General features: G+C 70.6%; 8 protein-coding genes. 2 read left to right on the top strand and 6 right to left on the bottom strand.

The genetic code is table 11. From position 1 onward, the window contains the following. On the bottom strand, positions 1-282 hold a 282-nt coding region (locus tag AC5Y31_RS17320; RefSeq protein WP_499981783.1), incomplete at its 3' end, for a hypothetical protein. 272 nt (positions 283-554) lie between these two features. On the opposite strand from AC5Y31_RS17320, the gene AC5Y31_RS17315 reads away from it, so the two are divergent. Further along, the gene (locus AC5Y31_RS17315; RefSeq protein WP_499981782.1) at positions 555-1,172 is read left to right on the top strand and encodes a GNAT family N-acetyltransferase; all 618 of its coding nucleotides are present in this window, start codon (positions 555-557) and stop codon (positions 1,170-1,172) included. Between the two features lie 26 nt (positions 1,173-1,198). Here the strand turns inward: AC5Y31_RS17315 and AC5Y31_RS17310 are convergent, their stop codons facing one another. The 3 genes from AC5Y31_RS17310 to AC5Y31_RS17300 all read right to left on the bottom strand — a co-directional run bounded on the left by AC5Y31_RS17310 (position 1,199) and on the right by AC5Y31_RS17300 (position 15,449). After that, positions 1,199-10,186 carry a PE family protein gene (locus AC5Y31_RS17310; RefSeq protein ID WP_499981796.1) on the bottom strand — a complete coding sequence of 2,996 codons (8,988 nt, stop codon included), beginning with the start codon at positions 10,184-10,186 and terminating at the stop codon, positions 1,199-1,201. A gap of 510 nt (positions 10,187-10,696) precedes the next feature. Further along, positions 10,697-13,078 (bottom strand): hypothetical protein, encoded by a 2,382-nt coding sequence (locus tag AC5Y31_RS17305; protein WP_499981781.1) that lies wholly within the window; start codon positions 13,076-13,078, stop codon positions 10,697-10,699. Positions 13,079-13,127: 49 nt separating this feature from the next. Beyond that, positions 13,128-15,449, bottom strand: a complete 2,322-nt coding sequence (locus tag AC5Y31_RS17300) for a hypothetical protein (protein ID WP_499981779.1) — start codon at positions 15,447-15,449, stop codon at positions 13,128-13,130. A gap of 252 nt (positions 15,450-15,701) precedes the next feature. Here AC5Y31_RS17300 and AC5Y31_RS17295 point away from each other — a divergent pair, with 252 nt between their 5' ends. Further along, entirely contained in the window at positions 15,702-17,501 is a 1,800-nt protein-coding gene (locus tag AC5Y31_RS17295) for a fatty acyl-AMP ligase (RefSeq protein ID WP_499981777.1), read from the top strand. A 3-nt stretch (positions 17,502-17,504) separates the two neighbouring features. Here AC5Y31_RS17295 and AC5Y31_RS17290 read toward each other — a convergent pair whose 3' ends face one another. Both AC5Y31_RS17290 and AC5Y31_RS17285 read right to left on the bottom strand, forming a co-directional pair. After that, on the bottom strand, positions 17,505-19,376 hold the full coding sequence (locus tag AC5Y31_RS17290) for a fatty acyl-AMP ligase (RefSeq protein WP_499981775.1): 1,872 nt from the start codon (positions 19,374-19,376) through the stop codon (positions 17,505-17,507). A gap of 348 nt (positions 19,377-19,724) precedes the next feature. Further along, a complete protein-coding gene (locus AC5Y31_RS17285; protein WP_499981773.1) occupies positions 19,725-20,921 on the bottom strand; it encodes a cysteine desulfurase-like protein in 1,197 nt (398 codons plus the stop codon). Between the last annotated feature and the right edge of the window lie 88 nt (positions 20,922-21,009).

Raw genomic sequence — 21,009 nt, 5'->3', positions numbered from 1 at the left:
ACCCACATTGGCCAACAACGGCTCCCACGAGCCCGCATCAAACAACGTCTCCCACGACGACGCCTGACTCAAATCCCCCAACGCCGAAGCCAAATCCGAACCGAGAAGATCAACCGCCCAATCCAACTCATCAGCGGCCGCCACCGGCACCACCGACACCGGCGCCACCCCAAACGCCAAAAACGCCCCCATCGCGCTACCCGCAGCTGCCACCCGGCGGCGCCGGCGGCTACCCGCGGCAGTGAGACCACGACGCCCTGTGCCGTGCTGCTTGTCAGTCATGTGGGACTCCCTATTCTGCGACGAACCCATGTCGGTGCTGTTGTGCCGGATCACGTTTGGTTGTTTTCGGCGCCGAGATCTCGACACCGCTGGACGAAAGTTCTGCTGGAGTGCCGGTCGGTATTTCGACGCTGACACCCGCACGTAGACGTGGCATCATTGGCGAACCCATTGGCGACGGCGCTGCCGTCAACGGAATTCCAGGAGGCGCTTGTAATGTTCACCGAAACCGATTCGGTTACAACGGGTTCGGGTGCGCGATGAGTTCGCTGATGGCGCGGCAACTGACCGACGTGCCCGACGAGGTCCGCGCGGTTCCGCCGCCGCCCCTGCCGATATTCCCCGAACCGTACAGTGTGCGTTTCGCAGATCCGGCCGGTGACGCCGAGATGATCTCCGAGTGGATGAACCGGCGACATCTCGCCGAGACCTGGCACTACGACTACCCGGCCGACCAATGGCGCCGCCACCTGGAGATCCAATTGGAGGGCAACTACTCGCGGCCGTACGTGTTCAGCATCGACGGACGTCCGATGGGATACATGGAGTTGTTCCGGGCCGCCCAGGACGACATCGCCACCGTCTACGACGCCCATCCCTACGACATCGGGTTGCACGCCGCCATCGCCGAGCTCGACATGGTCGAGCACGGCCACGGAGCGATCATGTTTCGCGGATTCGTGGACAGCGTCTTCGAGATCGAACCGCGGTGCCGACGAGTCATCGGCGACACCTTTGCCGGTGACAGCTCGTACGGGCGCCGATTCTGGGAGCGGCGGGGCGGGGCTTTCCTCGGCGAGCACTACGTCGCGAAGTGGAACCAGCGCATCGCGCTGTTCGCCTGGCCGAGGACGCCCGAGGACATTCCGGACTACCGCCAAGACGGCTGACAGCGGTCGTCGGGGGCGGCGGATCATCATGATCCGCCGCCCTTGCCACCTGCACCGCCGGCACCGCCCTGACCGGGTGTGGCGTTGTCGGTACCGCTAGCCGCACCACCCGTGGACCCGCCGGCTCCGGGCAGACCGGCCTGGCCGGTGCCACTGGCACCGCCGCCGCCACCGGTACCGCCCTTACCGCCGGCGCCGGCGGACCAGCCGTTCTTTCCGGTGCTGCCGTTGCCGCCGATGCCGCCCTTGCCACCGGTACCGCCGTCACCGCCCTTGCCGACCGCGCCGTCGGCGCCGTCGGCGCCGGCAATGCCGCTGCCATTGCGGAGGGCGCCTCCGGCGCCGCCCTCGCCGGACGCCCCGCCGGTGCCACCGGTACCGCCGTTGCCGCCGAGCCCGCCGGCCCCGGCGGTGTTGCCCTTGGAGCCGGCACCACCGGTGCCGCCGGTGCCACCGACACCGCCGTTACCGCCCTTACCGCCGGCACCACCGGTGCCGCCGACGCCCGCGTTACCCGATTCGGTGCCGCTGGCACCACCGGCTCCGCCCGCGCCGCCGGCGGCAGCGTCTGTTCCAGCGCCACCGTTTCCGCCCGTTCCGCCAGGAGCCTTCGAGCCACCCGTGGCGCCGGTGTTGCCGGCGGTGCCGGTGGCCCCGTTTCCGCCCGCGCCGCCGGTGCCGCCGGCACCACCGTTGCCGTTGAGTGCCGCGTCGCCACCGGCGCCGCCCATACCGCCCTGCTGGGCCGCCGCGCCGCCGAGCACCGCATTGGTTCCCGTACCGCCGTTACCGCCGGCGCCGCCGTTTCCGGTGCTACCGGCAGCCCCGGCCATCCCGCCGGCCGACTGGGTGGTGTGATCGGCGTTCCAGCCGCCGGCCCCGGCTGCACCGGACGTTCCTGCCGTGCTGGAGCTGTCGCCGCCGTTGCCGCCGGACCCGGCCACGGCGTTGGCGCCGCCACCGGCGCCATGGCCGCCGCGACCACCGTCACCGGCGCTACCGGCGTTACCGCCGTTGCCGCCCTTGCCGCCGACGCCGTCAGCGCCCGTGGCGCCGTTGGTAGCAGCACCACCGGCGCCACCGTCGCCACCGATACCGCCGGCCGCACCGTTACCGGCCGTACCGGTGGCGTCGCCACCGTCCGTGCCGTTGCCGCCACTGCCCGCGACCGCGTCGACGCCGGCGGTTCCGTCGGCGGCATCGCCGCCGTGACCACCCGAACCGGCCGCGCCGCCAACACCGCCCGCGCCACCATTACCGGCCTGGCTTCCGCCTGCGCCGCCGCTACCACCGTGGCCACCGTTGCCGCCGGCAACACCGTTGGTGCCGTCACCGGACGCTTCGGTGATGCCATTGCTGCCGGTCGCGCCCGCACCGCCGGCGCCGCCGGAGCCACCGTTACCCACAGCGCCGCCAGCACCACCGTCACCGCCGCTACCACCGGACTGAGCGATGCCGTCACCGAGCATCACACCCGTGCCGCCGGCCCCGCCGTTTCCGCCGTTGCCGGTGTTGATGTTGCCGTCCGCGCCGGCCTTGCCGTTGGCCGCAATCGTGTTGTCGCCGCCGACGCCGCCATGCCCGGCGGCACCGCCGTAACCGGCGTAACCGCCATCGCCACCGTCACCGCCGTCACCGGCGATGTGGTCTGCGCCGCCGCCGGCCCCGGCACCGCCGTTGCCGCCACGCCCAGCGTCACCGCCCGCGCCACCGTTGCCGCCGACGCCGCCAGCACCGGTACTGCCCTGGGCGCCGTTGGTGGCGGCGCCGCCGAGGGCTCCCGCACCACCGTGTCCACCGGCACCGCCGTTACCGCTGACGCCCGCGTTGCCGCCGTCTCCGCCGTCGCCGCCGCTGCCGGCAACCGCGTTCTGGCCGTCGGTCCCTTGAGCGACACCACCGATGCCGCCGGTACCACCCACACCGCCGCGGCCGCCGGCGCCACCGTTACCGGAGATGCTGCCGCCGGCACCACCCACGCCACCGTTGCCGCCCATGCCGCCCTCGGCACCGTCGGTGCCGTTGCCGCTGCCGTCGATGATGCCGTTGGCACCCAGGGCGCCGGCGCCACCGTTACCGCCGGCGCCGCCGTTACCGATCGTGCCGGCCGCGCCGCCTACGCCGCCGTTGCCGCCGGACTGCGAAGAACCGTCCGCGAGTACCTGGCCGATGCCGCCGTGGCCGGCGTTGCCACCGTTTCCGCCGAGGCCGAGTGCGCCGTTGGCACCGTCTGCGCCCGGGCCGCTCTTTCCGGTACCACCGGCACCGCCGACGCCTGCCGCGGCGCGGTCGCCACCGTCACCACCGTTGCCGCCCGCGCCGGCCACCGCGTTGGTGCCGCCGCCCGAGCCGTTGGCTCCGGTACCGCCGTTACCGGCATTGCCGGCGTTGCCGCCGTTGCCACCATTGCCCGCGATGCCATTGACGGCGCTGCCGCCCTTACCACCGGCCGCACCGGAGGCGGCGTTGCCGCCGTCACCGCCGCTGCCGCCTGCCGAACCGTTGGTGCCCAAGGCGCCGTTACCGCCGTTACCACCGCTGCCGCCGTTGCCGCCAGTACCACCGGCGCCGCCGTTACCGGAGATGAAGCCGCCGTTACCGCCGTGACCGCCGGCCGCGCCGGCCGTGCCGGAAGCGCCGTCGGTTCCATTGCCGTCGCCACCGGTGGCTCCGGCAGCGCCGGTGGTACCGGACCCGCCGTTACCGCCGTTGCCGCCGTTGCCGATGTTGCCGCCGTCGCCGCCATTGCCGGCCTTACCGCCGGCCTGATGCGTGCCTTGCGCGTTGCCGCCGTTGCCGCCGTTACCGCCGTTGCCGCCGTGTGCGGCTGCCGCGCCGTCGGTGCCGCCGGCCCGCTGAGTGCCGTCGGCGTTGAAGCCGCCGGTGCCACCGGTGCCGGCCGTGCCGACGTTGCCGCCCGCACCGCCGTTGCCGCCGGATCCGGCGATGCTGTTGACTCCGCCGCCGGCGCCGTGGCCACCGCGACCGCCATCCGCGCCGGTTCCGGCGTTGCCGGCGTTGCCGCCGACCGTGCCCAGACCGTTGAGGCCAGCCGTGCCGTTGGTGGCGGTACCACCGGCGCCGCCGTTACCGCCGTTGCCGCCGTTACCGCCGTTGCCGCCGTTACCGCCGGCGCCGCCGTTGCTGCCGACGCCGCCGCTGCCGGCCACCGCGTCGAGGCCCGCCTTGCCCTGAGCTCCGTTGCCGCCGTTGCCGCCGTTGCCCGCAGCCCCGGCGCCGCCGCCTGCGCCACCGTTACCGGCGATAGAGCCGCCCTTGCCGCCCGCGCCGCCGTCGCCACCGGAGCCACCGGACTGGCCGCTGACGCCGTTGACCGAACTGGCCGTGCCGTTGGCGCCGTTGCCACCGACACTGCCGGCACCACCGGCGCCACCGGCGCCACCGTTGCCGTAGGTTCCGGCGTCACCGCCGAGTCCGCCGGCGCCACCGCTCTGCGGGTTGCCGTTGGCCAAAATCACACCGTTGCCGCCACGGCCGCCGGCACCACCGTTACCGCCGGTGGCCGCACCGCCATTGCCGCCGTTGACGGCCTGGTGGCCGTCACCGCTCAGGCCGCCCTTGCCGCCGAGGCCGATCGCGCCGCGGTCGCCACCGTCACCACCGTTGCCGCCGTGACCGGCAACCGCGTTGGAGCCGCCGCCGGCACCGTTGGCCCCGGTGCCGCCGTTACCGGCGTTACCCGCGGCGCCGCCCTGGCCGCCGACACCACCTGCACCGGCTGCGCCGTCGTTGCCGACAGTGGCCGTGCCGCCGACACCGCCGACGCCACCGTTACCACCGAGGCCACCCGCACCGCCGTCACCGCCGTAGCCGCCGTCGCCACCGGAGAGTCCGCTGCCGGACGGCACCGACGCCGCGTTGGCGCCGTTCGCGCCGGAACCACCGCGACCGCCCGCGCCACCGGCGCCGCCGGCGCCACCGGCGCCAGCGTCACCGGACTCGCTGCCGCCGTCGCCACCCTTTCCGCCGTTACCGCCCTCGCCGCCGAGGCCGCCGTTGGTGCCGCTGCCGCCGTTGCCGGCGCCATCGACGGCGCCGTCGATGCCCGCCTTGCCGGTCGAGCCGATTCCGCCGTTACCGCCCGCGCCACCGGTGCCGACCGGGCCCGCCGCGCCACCGTTGCCGCCGTCGCCGCCGGCCTGAGGCGTTCCGTCTCCGTGCACCACACCGGCGCCACCGTTACCGCCGGCACCGCCGTTACCGCCGGTGGCCGCGGCGCCAGCTGCGCCATCGGCAGCTTGCACGGTGTGATCGGCGTTCCAGCCGCCCTCACCGGCGCTGGCGCCGGCCTCGCCCCGAACGCCGCCCTGGCCGCCGTTGCCCCCGCTGCCGGCCTTGACGCCGGCACCGCCGCCGGCGCCGTGGCCGCCCTGACCGCCGTTGCCGGCATTGCCCGCGTCACCGGCGTTGCCGCCGACGCCGCCGAGCCCGTCGGCTCCCGCGGCACCGTTGGTGGCGGTACCGCCCGCACCCCCGTCGCCGCCCTGGCCGCCGTTGCCGCCCTTGCCGCCGTCACCGGCGTTGCCGCCGTCGGTTCCGTTACCGCCGCTGCCTGCGCCGGCATTGATTCCGGCGGTTCCGTCCGCACCGTTGCCACCGTGGCCGCCATGGCCAGCCGCGCCGCCGTTGCCGCCCGCGCCACCGTTGCCGGAGACCGAGCCGCCCGCACCACCTGCGCCACCGACACCGCCGGCGCCACCGTCGGCGCCATCGGTGCCGTTGCCATCACCGCCCGTGACGCCGTCCACCGTCGCACCGGCACCGCCGTGACCGCCGGCACCACCATTGCCAGTCGACGAACCGTCGCCGCCGGCGCCACCTGCGCCACCACCCTGGCCGGTGTTGGTTGCGCTGATCAGGCCGATACCAGCGCCGCCCTGGCCGCCGGCGCCGCCGTCGCTGCCGACGCCACCGTTGCCGGCGCCGCCCTGGGCTCCGGACTCGGTGCCGTTACCGCCGGCGCCGGCAGCACCTGCGGCGCCGCCCTCGGCACCGGCGCCGCCGGCACCGCCTGCACCCGCATTGTCGGCGCCGCCTCCACCGAGGCCGGTACCGCCATCACCGGCGACACCGGCGTCGCCGCCGTCACCGGCGTTACCGCCGGCGCCACCGGTGCCGTTGTTGGCCACCCCGCCGGTGCCGCCGGTACCACCCTGACCGCCCGCACCGGCGTTACCGCCGTAGCCGCCGGCGGTGTCGGCGACGGTCGCGTCCGCGCCATGACCGCCGGCGCCACCATTGCCACCATTGCCCGCGTTACCGCCAACGCCACCATTGCCCGACGTGGTACCCCCGGCGCCACCGGTGCCGCCGTTACCGCCGACGCCACCGACGAAACCGTCGGTGCCGTTGCCGTCCATGCCGGTGATGCCGGCGACGGTCGCACCGAGGCCACCGTTACCACCGGTGCCGCCGTTTCCGACCGCGGCCGCGTCACCACCGACGCCGCCGGCACCACCGGCCTGACCGCTCAGGCCGTCGCTGGCCAGGCCACTGCCGTCGCCACCGTTACCGCCGGCTGCGCCGTCGCTGCTGAGGCCGGCCTCGCCCGCGGCACCGTCGGCGCCCGTCTGCGCACCGGCCCCGCCGGCTCCGAAGTTGCCCGCCGCACCGCCGTCGGCGCCGTTGCCGCCGGCACCACCGCTACCGGCGCTGTCGAAGCCGCCGCCACCGAGGCCCTTGCCGCCGGCCGCCGCCTCACCAGCCGCACCACCGTTGCCGGCGTCGCCGCCGGTGCCGCCGGTGCCATTGGCCGAGGTGCCGCCGGCCCCACCGGCACCGCCCGCACCACCGGTGCCCGCGCTACCGCCGTTGCCGCCGGCCGCACCGGCCACCGTCGCGTCGGCTGCCGCGCCACCGTTACCGCCGACCGCACCGGCACCGCCGGCACCACCGGCACCGCCGTTGCCTGAGTTGCTCCCGCCGGCACCGCCCACACCGCCGGCGCCACCGGCACCACCGACGCCACCGGTGGTGCCGTTGCCGGCCCCGTCCGTGGTGCCGTGCGCTGCATCTGCGCCCGCGCCGCCGGCACCACCGGCTCCACCGTTGCCGTTGGTGGCGGCGTTGCCGCCCTGGCCACCGGCGCCGCCCGCCTGACCGGTCAGACCGTCGCCGGCCAGACCGCTGGCCGCACCGCCGTTACCGCCGGCCGCGCCGTCACTGCTGAGGCCGGCCTGGCCCGCACCACCGTCGGCACCCTCGCCGGCACCGACTCCGCCGGCACCGCCGACACCTGCCGCACCACCATCGGCACCGTCACCGCCGGCGCCACCGTTGCCGGCCGCATCCAGGCCGCCGCCGCCGAGTCCCATGCCGCCGGCCGCCGCCGCGCCGGCTGCACCACCGTTGCCGGCCTCACCGCCCGCACCACCGGTGCCGTTGACCGAAGCGCCACCGGCACCGCCGTTGCCGCCCGCACCACCGGTGCCGGCGCTGCCGCCGTTACCACCAGCGGCGCCGGCCACTGTCGCGTCATCCGCCGCGCCGCCGTTACCACCAGCGCCGCCCTGTCCACCGGTACCGCCGGTACCGCCGTCACCGGAGTTGGAACCGCCCGCGCCACCGGCGCCGCCCTGGCCGCCGGCGCCCGCGTTGCCGCCAGCGGTCCCATTGCCGCTGTTGTCAGTGATCCCGGACGTGCCGTCAGCGCCCCGGCCGCCCGCGCCACCGACGCCACCGTCGCCGTCGGTGGCGGCGTTGCCGCCCTGGCCGCCCGCGCCGCCGGCCTGCCCGGTCAGGCCGTCGCTGGCCAGCCCGCTGCCGTCACCACCGGCGCCACCGACACCACCATTGCTGCCCGCACCGACGTTGCCCGCGCTGCCGGCCGCGCCGCCATCAGTCCCGACGCCGGCCGCACCGGCCGCACCGCCGACTGCGCCGTCGCCGCCCTGGCCGCCCGCGCCGGCCGCGTCGACGTCACCGCCGCCCAGACCCTTGCCACCGGCGGCAGCCTGTCCCGCCGCGCCGCCGTTACCCGCGGCACCACCGGCACCACCGGCGCCGATCGCCGAGGTGCCGCCCGCACCGCCGTCCCCGCCGATTCCGCCGGCACCGGCGCTACCGCCGTTGCCGCCGGTGCCACCGGCCACCGTCGCGTCATCGGCCGCGCCACCGTTTCCGCCGGCGCCGCCGGTCCCTCCGGCACCGCCTACGCCGCCCGTGCCCGAGTTGGTGCCGCCGGCACCACCGATGCCGCCCGCACCGCCGGCGCCACCCGCGCCGCCCGAAGTGCCGTCGCCATTGGCGTCGGTGACACCGTCTGGGCCGGCCGCACCGCGGCCACCGGCACCGCCTGCGCCACCGTCGCCATCGGTGCCGGCGTCGCCACCGCTACCGCCGTGGCCACCGTCCTGCACGGTGCCGTCGCCAAGGATCTCGCCGTCGCCACCGGCACCGCCGGCGCCACCGTTACCTTCGACGCCGTCGGCTCCGACAGCACCCGAGGCCGCCTGAGTAGAGCCGCCGCTGAAGCCCCCGGCGCCACCGGCGCCTCCGAGACCGGCCACGGAGTCGATCGCGTTGCCGCCCTTGCCGCCGGCACCGGCCGCGGCCGCCGTGCCGCCACCGGCACCGTCACCACCGGCACCACCGTTGCCCGCAGCACCACCGGCACCACCGTCGCCACCGATGCCACCGGCGCCGTGCGCGCCTGCGGTGCCGTGCGCCGAGGCGCCACCGACACCACCAGCACCACCGACACCACCGACTCCACCGTTGCCGGCGGTGCTGGTCGCGTCACCGCCGTCGCCACCGTTGTCGCCGCTACCGGCTGCCGCGTTCAGACCCGCGGTGCCGTCGGCACCAGCGCCACCGACACCACCGGTACCGCCACGGCCGCCGGCACCACCGGCACCACCGTTGCCGGCGTCCGAACCACCGGCACCGCCGGCGCCACCGACACCACCGGCACCACCGGCCGAACCTGTGGTGCCATCACCAGTGACACCGGTATGCCCGGCCAGACCGGCCGCACCGGCACCGCCATTGCCGCCGGCGCCACCATTACCGAGGTTGCCGGCGGCACCGCCGGCACCGCCGGCACCACCGGTCGTGCCGGGAGTGACGGCGTCGAAGCCGTCGCCGCCCCGGCCGCCGTTACCACCGTCGGTCGCCGCCGCACCCGCAGCGCCGGCCGTGCCGTTGGTGACGCCCGAACCGCCGTTGCCGCCGGCACCGGCAACACCGGCATCACCGCCGCGGCCGCCGGCACCACCGTCGACATACGTCCCATCACCATCGGCGCCGTCGCCGCCGGTGCCGCCGACACCGGCAGAACCACCATTGCCGCCATTGCCCCCGGCACCGGTCGTACCCGAGGAGCCCATCAGGCCACCGGAACCGCCGGCTCCACCGTTGCCGCCGTGTCCGGCCGCACCACCGTTGCCGCCGTCACCGGCGTTACCACCAGCAGCCCCGGCAACCGTGGCGTCGATGCCGTCGCCGCCGTCACCACCGGCACCACCATTGGCGCCCTGACCTCCAGCACCACCCTGGCCACCGGAACCGATCAGCCACGAACCCTTACCGCCGGCACCACCATTGCCGCCATTGCCACCAGCGGCACCCACACCGCCATCAACACCGGCCAAGCCCACGGCGCCGGCCGCACCCACGGCACCATCGCCACCGAGGCCACCGTTGCCACCCACCCCGTACATAAAGCCGATACCGGCACCACCGACACCACCATGACCACCAGAGCCACCATCGATGCCGCCACCACCAGCACCGCCATCACCACCAACACCCATCCACCAGCCACCAGCACCACCGGCGCCGCCATCACCACCATCAAGACCCGCACCACCGGCGCCACCATCGCCGAACATGCCCGCCGCACCACCGACACCACCAAGACCATCCGCCGACGTACCACCAGCACCACCATCGCCGAACCACAAACCACCCGCGCCACCGGCAGCCTCCGCCAACGACCCGCCATCAATACCATCCGCGCCGTTACCGATCAGGATCTGACCGAAACCGAACATGTTGATAAACGAATTGACCTCAGCACCAAACGGACTCAAGATCCACTGCTGCCCCAGATCATGCAACGGCTGGTAGAACAACGAACCGAACCAGTCATCAGCAGCCGCCGAACCCGGCAACTCCGCCACCGACGCATCAAAGCTCAAGCCCACATTGGCCAACAACGGCTCCCACGAGCCCGCATCAAACAACGTCTCCCACGACGACGCCTGACTCAAATCCCCCAGCGCCGAAGCCAAATCCGAACCGAGAAGATCAACCGCCCAATCCAACTCATCAGCGGCCGCCACCGGCGCCACCGACACCGGCGCCACCCCAAACGCCAAAAACGCCCCCACCGCGCTGCTGGCACCCAGCAGTCGCCGGCGCTGCCGCCGACGTGGGAGACCGTTGCCCGAAGTGTTACGCCCTACAGCCATTTGGGATTTCCTATCTGTGCTGGCCCACAGGTGTGCTAGCTCTGTTGTCGTTTAGTTCTGGAGGAACATGGGCTTGCCGTAGCAGCAGAATCAGCCGAAGAAGCCCAGCGCTTCGGCGATCTGTTGCGGAATGTTGTTGAACCACTCGGGAAGCAGCCCGAAGAAGTCGGCGTTGACATCGACCAGGCCCACATCCGACAGGCCCAGCCCACTGAGCAGGTCGTCGATGGTGGTGGTGCCCAAGCCCAGATCCGTGAGCAGCGAGTTGATCGACCAATCGCCCAGACCGAGGTTCGCCACGATGGTGCTCAGATCGTTGCTGTCCAGGCCCAGCCAGCCCAGCAGCGTTCCCACGGTCGGGTCGCCCAGCACGCTGGTCATCAAGTCGGTGATGAAGGTGTCCAGATGCACCTCGTCGAGACCGAGGCCACCGAGCATGCTCCCGATCGACGTCGCGCCCAGCAGGTCGTTGATGACCTCGTCGAGGTGCCTGTTGTCCATACCCAAATCGCTGAGCAGACCGGCAATCGAGATGCCGCTCAACCCGATTCGGTCGATGAACATGTCCAGGTCGATGTTGTTCAGGCCGAGAGCGCTGAGCATCGAAGAGATGTTCATGTTGTCCAAGCCCAGCGCATCGATCAGGTTCTCCAGCCCAATGCTGCCCATGCCCCAATCGGCGAAGAGGGTCAGCAGGCTGACGTCGCTCAGGCCCATCCCGTCGAGCAGACGCTCCAAGAGCTCCGACAGGGTCGGGTTGAAGCCCAAGTCGGTGAAGAACTGCTCCAGCGTGACGTTGCCGCTCAGGTTGCCCAAGCCTTCGAACAGCGTCTCCAACTGGTAGTTGGACAGGCCCATGGCCTGGACGGCCTGAGCCATCGTCATGTCGTAAAGGTGCAGGTTCGTCAGGGTCTGGCCGACGGTGTTCGTTCCCAACAGCGCATTGAGCGTCGGGTTACCGATCTTCTCGATCAGGCTGGCCTGGTCCGGTGCAAGCTCGGCCAGCGGGGTGTCGCCGATGCCGGCGATCGACATCAGCTGGGTGAACTTGATGTCGACCATCGAGGTGAGCGGGTCGATGCCGAGTTCGTTCTCGCCGACCGGCATGGAAGCCAGCAGTTCGCCGACCGTCTGGTCGCCGAACTCGCCCATAAAGTCGCTGAAGGTGGTGCCGGGCGGGAACATCGAACTCAACATCTCCAACAGTCCGGTGCTGCCGGTGATGTCGGGCCCGAGGAATCCGTTGTTGAGCAGCTCGAGCAACGTGTCATCGCCCATCTCGCCCAACATGCCGCCGACCATGGCGCCCAGGGTCATGCTGCCCAGGCCCAGCTGCTCGAAGAAATCGGTCAGCGGGGGATTGCCCATCGCATCCGTCAGCAGGCCACCGATGGTCCAGGTCGGGTCGACCAGGCTGGCGAGGGATTCGCTGCCCGAAGCGCCGAGCAGGTCCTTGATCAGCCCTCCCACCGACTGCTCGTCACCGCCGACGAGGTCCAGGATCAGCTCGGACAGCGTGGGGTTACCGATGTCGGTCGAGTTGAGCAGTGCGATCAGCAGGCTGGCGATCGAGTCGTCCGGGTTGATGCCGCCGAGGTCGGACAGCAGTTCGGCGATGGTGGGGTTGCCGATGCCGGCCTCATTGAACAAGCCGATGAGCAGGTTGGACAGCGACTCGGTGCCGATCCCGAAGTCGTTGAGCAGGTCCACCGGGGTCATGTGACCGAAGCCGAGCTGGTCGAGGAGATCGATGATCAGCGTGTCCAACGGGGTGTCGCCGATACCGATCTCGCTGAGCAGGCCGGTCAGGGTCTCGTTGCCCATTCCGCTGGCGTCGACGATGGTGCCGACATCGATGTTGATGCCGAGCGGAGCCGAGGTGAGCAGACCGTTGAACAACGGGATGCTGAAGCCGCCGAGGTCAAAGCTGCTGTGGCCGTTAAGGAAAGCGTCCAGCAGGGTCGCCGGCGCACCGAACAACGCGGAGAGCGCCGCCATCGGGTCTTGGAAGTTGAAGATCTGGCCCATCAGATCTTGCATGGCGTTGAAGACGTTGATCCACGGCCCCACCCCGGCGAGCATCGAGCTCAGCCACATGGGCAGCTGCACGCTGATGTCGGCCGGGAACGGCAGGAGCTGCGCGTCGATGGTGGGCAGCGGGTTGGTGAAGATGTTGATGACGTCCGGGATGCCGGCCATCGCCTGCTGCGGGTTGGTGAAGATGTGCTGCAGCAAGCCCCACATGTCGACTGAATTCTGGTTCAGCGCTTGCAGGTTGGCGGCGGTGTTGTTGAACAGGTCAGTGTACGGCGAGAAGAAGTCGCCGCCCGCGGTCAGCTCGACGGCCCGCTGCTCGACCGCGGCGAGCCGCTGTAGGTGCGGCAGCTGCGACCCCGCGGACGGAACCGCGACGAGCCCCACCCCGACGATGGCCAAGCCGGTGGTGACGTAGGGACGAAGTGTCTGCTGCATGATGCCCTCCCGGACGGAAGCTCCAAAGTTGTTGGGGCGCTGGAGTTGTTTAAGCACCGAGCACCGCCGCGATCTGGTTCGGCAGGCCGTCGATGAAGTAGGCCATCGAGCCGAAGAATTCTTCGATCTGGGCGTTGATCACCGTGAGGTCGCCCAGACCCATGGACTCCAGTAGTTCGTTGACGGTCTGGGCGCCGAAGTCGCCGAGTAGCGAGCTCACGGTCGACGCCCCGAATAGGGAGTCGATCAGCTCGTTGAGGGTCTGATCGCCCAGGCCGACGTCGATGAGCGCGCCGCCGACAGTCAAGTCGCCGAAGAACTGGTCGAACAGGTCGCTCAGTGACTGACCGCCGATACCGAACTCGCCGAGCATGTCGTTGAGGCTCTGGCCGCCCAGCGCCTGCCGAATGATGTCGTCGAGGTGCATGCTGCCCATGCCGCCGTCGTCGAGCGCGCCGGCGACGGTCTTGTCACCCAGGAACTGGTTGAGCAGGTCGCTGATGTGCTGATCGCCGATGCCCGCGTCGTTGAGCATGTCGACGATGGTCACGTTGGCCGGGACGAGTTGGTTGATCAGATCGGCGAGGGTGGTGTTGCCCATGTCGCCGAGTAGTTCGGTCAGCGGCTGGTTGGGCATCATCGACAGGACCAGGTCGTTCAGGGTCATGTCGGCCATGCCGGAGCCGGCAAGCATGTCGATCAGCGGCATCGAGAAGTTCTCGCGGATCATGTCGGCCAGCGACATCGTGCCCATCTCGCCGAGCAGTGCAGAGAGCGGCTGATCGAGCAGGCCCTGGTCACCCAGGATCTGGCCGAGGGTTTGGCCGCCCAGCGCTTCGATCAGTGAGGTGTCGCCACCCTTGGCCAGCGGGGTGCCGCCGGTGGCGGCGATGAAGTCGTTGATCGTGAGGTTCCCGATGACCCCCATACTCTGCAGGTTGCCGAATATCGTGCCCAGCGACAGGTTGGTGAGGCCCATCATGTCGGTGAGGTCCTTGACCGTGACATTGGCGAAGCCCGCCGCCTCGAGCACGTCGTTCATCGAGGTGTTGCCGGCGTCGCCGAGGATGGCGATCGCGATCTGGCCCATGTCGGCGTCGGCCACGCCCGCCTGACTCAGCAGGTCGAACAGCGTCTGGTTGCCCAGGCCCAGACCGCCGAGCAGCGAGGTGATCACCTCGTGGCTGGTCAGGTCGCCACCGCCGAGGGCGTCGATCAGGGAGGCCGGGGTCTGCCCGCCGAGGCCGAGGGCGTCGACCGCGGTGGTCAGCAGTCCGTTCAGCGTCAGGTCGTCGGCGCCGATCTGGCCGAGCAGACCGCTGACGGTCGGGTCGCCGATGCCCAGCGCGTTGAACACGCTCATGCCGAGGTCGGCCAGCTTAAGGTCGGCCACGCCGATGCTGTCGGCGATGCCGGTGACCGTCGGGTTGTCGAAGCCCAGCGCGCGGGTCAGGTCGATGACCAGGTCGGCCACCTCGACGTCGCCGATCCCCAACTGGCTCATGATGTCGGTGATGGTGGGGTCGCCGATCCCGACGGCGTCGAGCACGGTCGACAACACGCTGGAGATCTGCTGGTCGGCGAGTCCGAGGGAGTCGAGCAGGTCGACGGGAGTCTGGCTGCCCAGGCCCAGGCTGTCCAGCAGGCCGGTCAGCATGCCCGCCACCGACATCGTGCCGATCCCGGTCTGGTCGAGCAGGCTGGCTACGGTCTGATCACCGATCTTCAGGCCCTCGACCACGTCGCCGGCGGTCAGGTCGAGTTGCAGGTTCTGGCCGGGGACCAGGATGCCGTTCCAGGCCGGGATGTGGATGCCCAGAATGTCCAGGGTGTCGGTGCCGTTGAGGTAGGCGTTGAGCAAGACGGCCGGCGCGGTGAAGATCGCCGCGAACGGGTCCATCGGGTTGGTCGGGTTCCAGATCTGCTCGTTGATGTCGTGCCAGGCGTTGTTGACGGCGACCAGCGGGCCGATCAGGCCCATGCCCATGGTCAGCAGCGGCGAGAGCATGACCATAATCGGGTCGCTGCCGCTGATCTGCGGCATCGGGTCGGTGAGGAAGTCGATCACTTCCGGCAACTTCGACAACGACGCCGGATCGCTGAGGATCTGCATGATCAGGTTGCCCCAGCCGTTGTCCGACCCCATCGCCACCAAGTTGGTGGCGGTGTTGTTGAACAGGTCGACGTAGGGCTGGAAGAAGTCCGGCCCGGCGGTGAGCGCCACCGGACGGTGCTGGACGTCTGGCAGGACCTCGCGGATCTCGGCTGGCGGCTTCAGAACGGCCGTCGGGACGGCCGCATTGACCGCCACGAGCGTGGCGCCCGCAATGACGACGCCGGGGGTGACGTACGGGCGAAGCGCCAGCTGCATCATGCTCTCCTACGGAAACTGATCATGGACGTTGCTGAACTTTACATGAGTATTTAACTTTGTCGAAGCGGAATTTTTCTCATGAAAAACGCACACAGAACATCATGGAATCGCACGTGAGGCGATACATGTCCGGCCTAGCGGACGCCTGTAGACCTATCACACCGATGCGTCCGTTCGGGCGAAAATCAATTTCTCAGGTTTTTGTTAACGGATATTCCGAGAGGTGGAGGTCGCTAAGGTGGGGCCATCATGAGCGCAACGAACCTGATGAACCTGCTGCAGCAGCAGGCCGAGCGTTACGGCGACAAAGTCGCGTTCGGCTTCAGCCCGGACGGCGGTCCCGAGCTAAGTCGCATCACCTATAGCGAGCTCGACGCGCGCGCCCGGGCCCTCGCAGCCGAGCTGCAACGGCGCGGTGCCGCCGGACGGCGGGTGCTGCTGGCCTGCGAGCCGGGCCTGGACAACGCCGTCGGCTACTTCGGCTGCGTCTACGCCGGCGCCATCGCCGCGCCGATGAACGAGACCTTGTCCCGGCTCAAGCAGATCGCCACCGACATCCAGGCCGACTTCGCCCTGGCCACCGCCGAGATGCAGACCCGGATCCGCCCGGCGATCGACGCGTTGACCACGGATCGCCCGCTGCAGTGGTGCACCCTCGACCAGCCCGCCGCGGACGCCGCCGAATGGGTCGCGCCGGACATCGACGCGGATGACATCGCCTTGATCCAGTACACCTCCGGATCGACCAAATCCCCCAAGGGCGTCATGGTCAGCCACGCCAACCTGATGCACAACATGGAGGTCGTGCGCCAGCGGTGGAACGGCCACGACGGCGACGTCGCGGTGTGGTGGCTGCCGCAGCACCATGACATGGGCCTGATCGGCGGCGTCCTGGAGATGGTCTACGTCGGCGTCACGACATACATGATGCCGCCCAACACCTTCATCAAGCGGCCGGCGAGCTGGCTGGAGATGCTGTCGCGGCACCGCGCCACGATCACCGGCGCGCCGACCTTCGCCTACGACCTGTGCGTCAAGACCACCACACCGGCCCAGCGCGCGGCGCTGGACCTGTCCAACCTGACGCACGCCTGGATCGGCACCGAGCCGGTCCGCGCGACCACCCTGCAGAACTTCGCCGAGGCGTTCGCCCCGGCCGGATTTCAGCTGAACGGCATCCAGGCCGCCTTCGGTCTGGCCGAATCCGCACTGCTGGTCACCGCGATGCAGAGCCCGGAGGTCGCCGGGGTGCGCTACGTCGACCGCAACGCGCTGGGCCGAAACCAGGTGATCGACGTCGCGGCCGACGACCCCGACGCCCTGCCGATGGTGGGCTGCGGCACCGAGCTGGACGGGATGCGGGTGCTGATCGTCGATCCGGAGACCCGGCTGCAGTGCGGCCCCGACCAGGTCGGCGAGATCTGGGCATCCGGACCCAGCATCGCGCACGGCTACTGGGGGCGGCCCGAGGAGACCGAACGCACCTTCGGCGCGACACTGGCCGACACCGGTGAGGGCCCGTTCCTGCGCACCGGCGACCTCGGGTTCGTCTGCGCGGGTGAGCTATTCGTGACCGGTCGGTGGAACGACCTGATCACGATCCGCGACATCAAGTACTACCCCAACGACATCGAGGACACCGTGGGCGGCAGTGACCCGGCACTGATGCCGGGCCGCACCGCGGTGTTCACGGTCAAACCGAACCCGCGCGCCGACGAGCAACTGGTGATCGTGCAGGAGGTGAACCGCGCGTCGCTGGACTCCGACCTCAGCGACGCCGTCGAGGCCATCCGCGCGGCGGTCCTTGCCACCCACAATGTTTCGGCGCACGATGTGCTGCTGGTCGAGCCCATGCAGGTCCCGACCACCACCAGCGGCAAGATTCAGCGCAGCGCGTGCCGGCAACGCTTCGTCGACGGCGGGTTCACCCCGGTGGCGCAGTGGCATGCACCGCCACCCGCCGCCCCGAAAGGCCCGCGGCTGAACTTCGGCAAACTGGCCGATGCGATGCGAAATTCGTTGCAGCAGCAGCGATCCCAGCGGGACTGAAACTCAACCGCGCCCCGTTGTTTTCCGCCCGCGCTGCGCCAATCCGGTCGCAGCGAGGCGCACCAGGCCGCCCACCAGCGCACTCTTGACGTCCGGGGTGGCGTCTTCCGGCGGCGGCGCCTGCCACTGCGCCAGCGGAACCAGCTCACCGGCGAGGTACTTGTCCCGGCACGCGCTGCGCTGAATCTTGCCGCTGGTGGTGGTCGGGATCCGCATCGGCTTGAGCAGCACCACGGTCTGCGCGTCGATCCCGTGGTCGGTGCGGATCGCCACCCGGATCGATTGGATCAGCTCGTCCAGATCGACCCCGACGGCCTCATGGTGGTGGACCTCCTGCACCACCGCCAGATGCTCGGGGGCGTTGCGCTTGCCCGGCAGCAGGAAAACCGCACCACGGCTGGGCAGCAGCGCCGGATGGCAGGCCTGCACGGTCAGCTCGATGTCATTGGGGTAGTGGCTGTAGCCGCCGATGGTCATCAGGTCCTTGCACCGGCCGGTGACGAACAGCTCGCCGTCCCGGAAGAACCCCAGATCGCCACTGCGCAGGTAAGGGCCCTCCCCGGTGTCGGCCAAGTACGCGTTGAAGGCATGCTCGGTCTCTTCGGGTCGTCCCCAGTAGCCCACGCCGACGCTGGGCCCGGACACCCAGATCTCGCCCACTTCCTCAGGGGCGCGGCGCAACCGGGTCTCGGAGTCAACGATCAGGACTTGCTGGTTCTCCGCCTTGGCGCCGCAGGCCACCAGGGGTACCGCCCCGGCGGTGTCGGCAGCCACCTCGACGACCCGCTCCTCGCTGAGCGCGGTCCGGTCGATGTGCCGGACCACCGGCACCGGTGACTCGGACATGCCCGTCACACCCAGGGTTGCCTCGGCCAGCCCGTACGCGGGAATAAAGGCCTCGGGCCGGAACCCGGCCGGCGCGAACGCCTCGGCGAAGGACTGCAGCGTCTCGGCGCTGATCGGCTCGGCGCCGATCACTGCGATCGACAAGCTCGACAGGTCCAGCGCGGCACGCTGCTCTGCGGTGGTGCGTTTGACGCAGGCTTCGTAGGCGAAGCTGGGTGCGGCGGTGATCGTCGCACCGAAGCGCGATATCGCCTGCAGCCAGCGGATCGGGCGCATCAGAAAGGCGCTCGGCGACATCAGCACCGTGGTGCGGCCGCCGTAAATGGTGCCCAGGATGCCCCCGACGAAACCCATGTCGTGGTACTGCGGCAACCAGGACACCCCGCTGATCGGGCTGTTGAGCACCGGAGCGTCGTCGGGCGGATTCAGGGCCCAGCGCATGACCTCGAGGTTGCTCACGTAGTTGCCGTGCGTCAGCACGCAACCCTTAGGCACCCCGGTCGAGCCCGAGGTGTACTGGATCATCGCGATGGTGTCTTTCTCGACGTCCTGCGGCACCCACGTCGCGCCGTCGTCATCGAGCTCATCCATCGCCAGCCAGGTCACCGATTTATCGGTCAGCCCTCCCACGGCGGCCTTCATCTTGGCCTGGGTCTTGGCGGTCGCCAACGCGAAGCGCGCCTGTGCCTCGGGCACGACCGTCTCGATCCGCCGGATCGGCCAGTGCTCGTCGACCGGGACCGCGACGGCGCCGGCGTAGAAGCAACCGAACAGCCCGGCGACGCTGTCCACACCGGGGCGGCACAACACCAGCACCCGCTGCCCGGCGGCGCCCTTGCGTTGAAGGCTCGCGGCGATCGCGCGGGCGCGACGATCCAGGTCGCGGTAGGTGATGCGGTCCTCTTCGATATCGCCTTCCGGGCAGAAGATGAACGCGGGCGTGTCCTGATGACGGGCAGCCTGCTGCTGCATCAGGTCAACCAGGGTGTCCAGAGCCAAAGGGGCCAAGGAAGTCGTCGGTTCTGCCATGTTCTGCCTTCGCCAGCTGCTTCGGTAACGGCCCACAGCGTAGCGGGATCGCACGCGCGGCGGAGCCGGGCGAAGGGATCCGCCATAAAGCCAGCCCGCGCGGCCGACTCGGCCGAGTCGTACTGCGTGTCGGGCGGCGCCGGATTCTGAAACATGGCGCCGGATTCTGAACCATATAGAGATGTGCCCGGCTCTGAGCGACAACGCGTGTTATGTCAAGCGCCGAAGCCGTTACCCGCGCGGACCGGCCTGACATAACGGCGGTTGTCGCTCAAAGGCGGGCACTCACCACACCCCTGCGGCCCGGTTACCGTTGGGGCAGATGGGATTTCGGTGTGCGAGAAACCGTCAGCCCAGCGAAGCCAGCGCACGCACCAGCTGGTCGACCTCGGCCATCGTCGAGTAGTGGCTCAACCCGACGGTGACCGCCCCGCCGATGTCGTTGACCCCGATCACGTCCAGCACCTGCGACCCGGCGTTGGCGATGGCCAGCACGCCGTTGTCGGCCAGCCGTTGCACCACCCGCTCGGCGGGCACCTTCTGCACCGCGAAACTGACCACCGGGATGCGCAGCTCGGGCTGGCCGATCATCATCACCAGCGGCAGCGATCGCAGCGCGCCGACCAGATAGTCGAACAGCCGGTCCAGGTACTGCCCGGCGGACTGCATGGAGATCGACAGCCGCTCGGGCCGGGTGCCCCGGGCGGACTCGTCGAGCGAGGCCAGGTATTCCACGCTGGCCACCACCCCGGCCAGCAGACCGAACTGGTGCAGGCCGACTTCCAGACGCGCCGGGCCCACGGCATGCGGATTCAGCGACACCGACCCGAACGTGTCGATCAGCGCCGGGTCGCGGAAGACCAGCGCGCCCACCGGCGGGCCGCCCCAGCTGGCCGCGTTGAGGGCCACCACGTCGGCCTCGATGTCGTTGATGTCGAGCAACTGGTAGGGCGCCGCCGCGCAATGGTCGACGACGGCCACCCCGCCCACGTCGTGGACCAGCTTGGTGACCGGTCGCAGGTCGGTGACGGTGCCCAGCACACCCGACGCCGAAGTGACGGCCACCAGCCGGGTCGACGGGGTGATCAGGTTCTCCCACTGCCAACTCGGCAGTTCCCCGGTCTCGATGTCCACCTCGGCCCATTTGAGTTTGGCGCCGTAGCGGTTGGCGGCGCGCACCCACGGCGCGATGTTGGCCTCGTCGTCGAGCCGGCTGACCACCGTCTCGTAGCCCAGGCTCACCCGCGACGACGCGGCATCGGCCAGCGCGCTCAGCAGCACCGCCCGGTCCGGGCCCAGCACCACCCCGGCGGGATCGCCGCCGACCAGGTCGGCCACCGCCTGTCGCGCCGCCACCAGCACCGCCGCACTGCGCCGGGCCGCCGGGTGCGGCCCCGCCGACGTCGCCAGCGAACCGCGGAACGCCGTCGATACCGTGGTCGCCACCGAGTCCGGGATCAACATGCCCGTCGGCGCGTCGAGGTGCACCCATCCGTCACCGAGCGTCGGGTGCAGTCCACGCACCCTGGCGACGTCGAAGGCCATGTCAGCCACCTTAGAACTTCTCAAAATCGGGTGATCAGGTGAAAGTCTCGGATAACCGGATAGCTCCCCCCGCAGCGCTGAGCCGTGT

Source organism: Mycobacterium sp. NGS18 (assembly GCF_059813185.1).
This window is presented reverse-complemented; position numbering and strand designations above follow the sequence as displayed.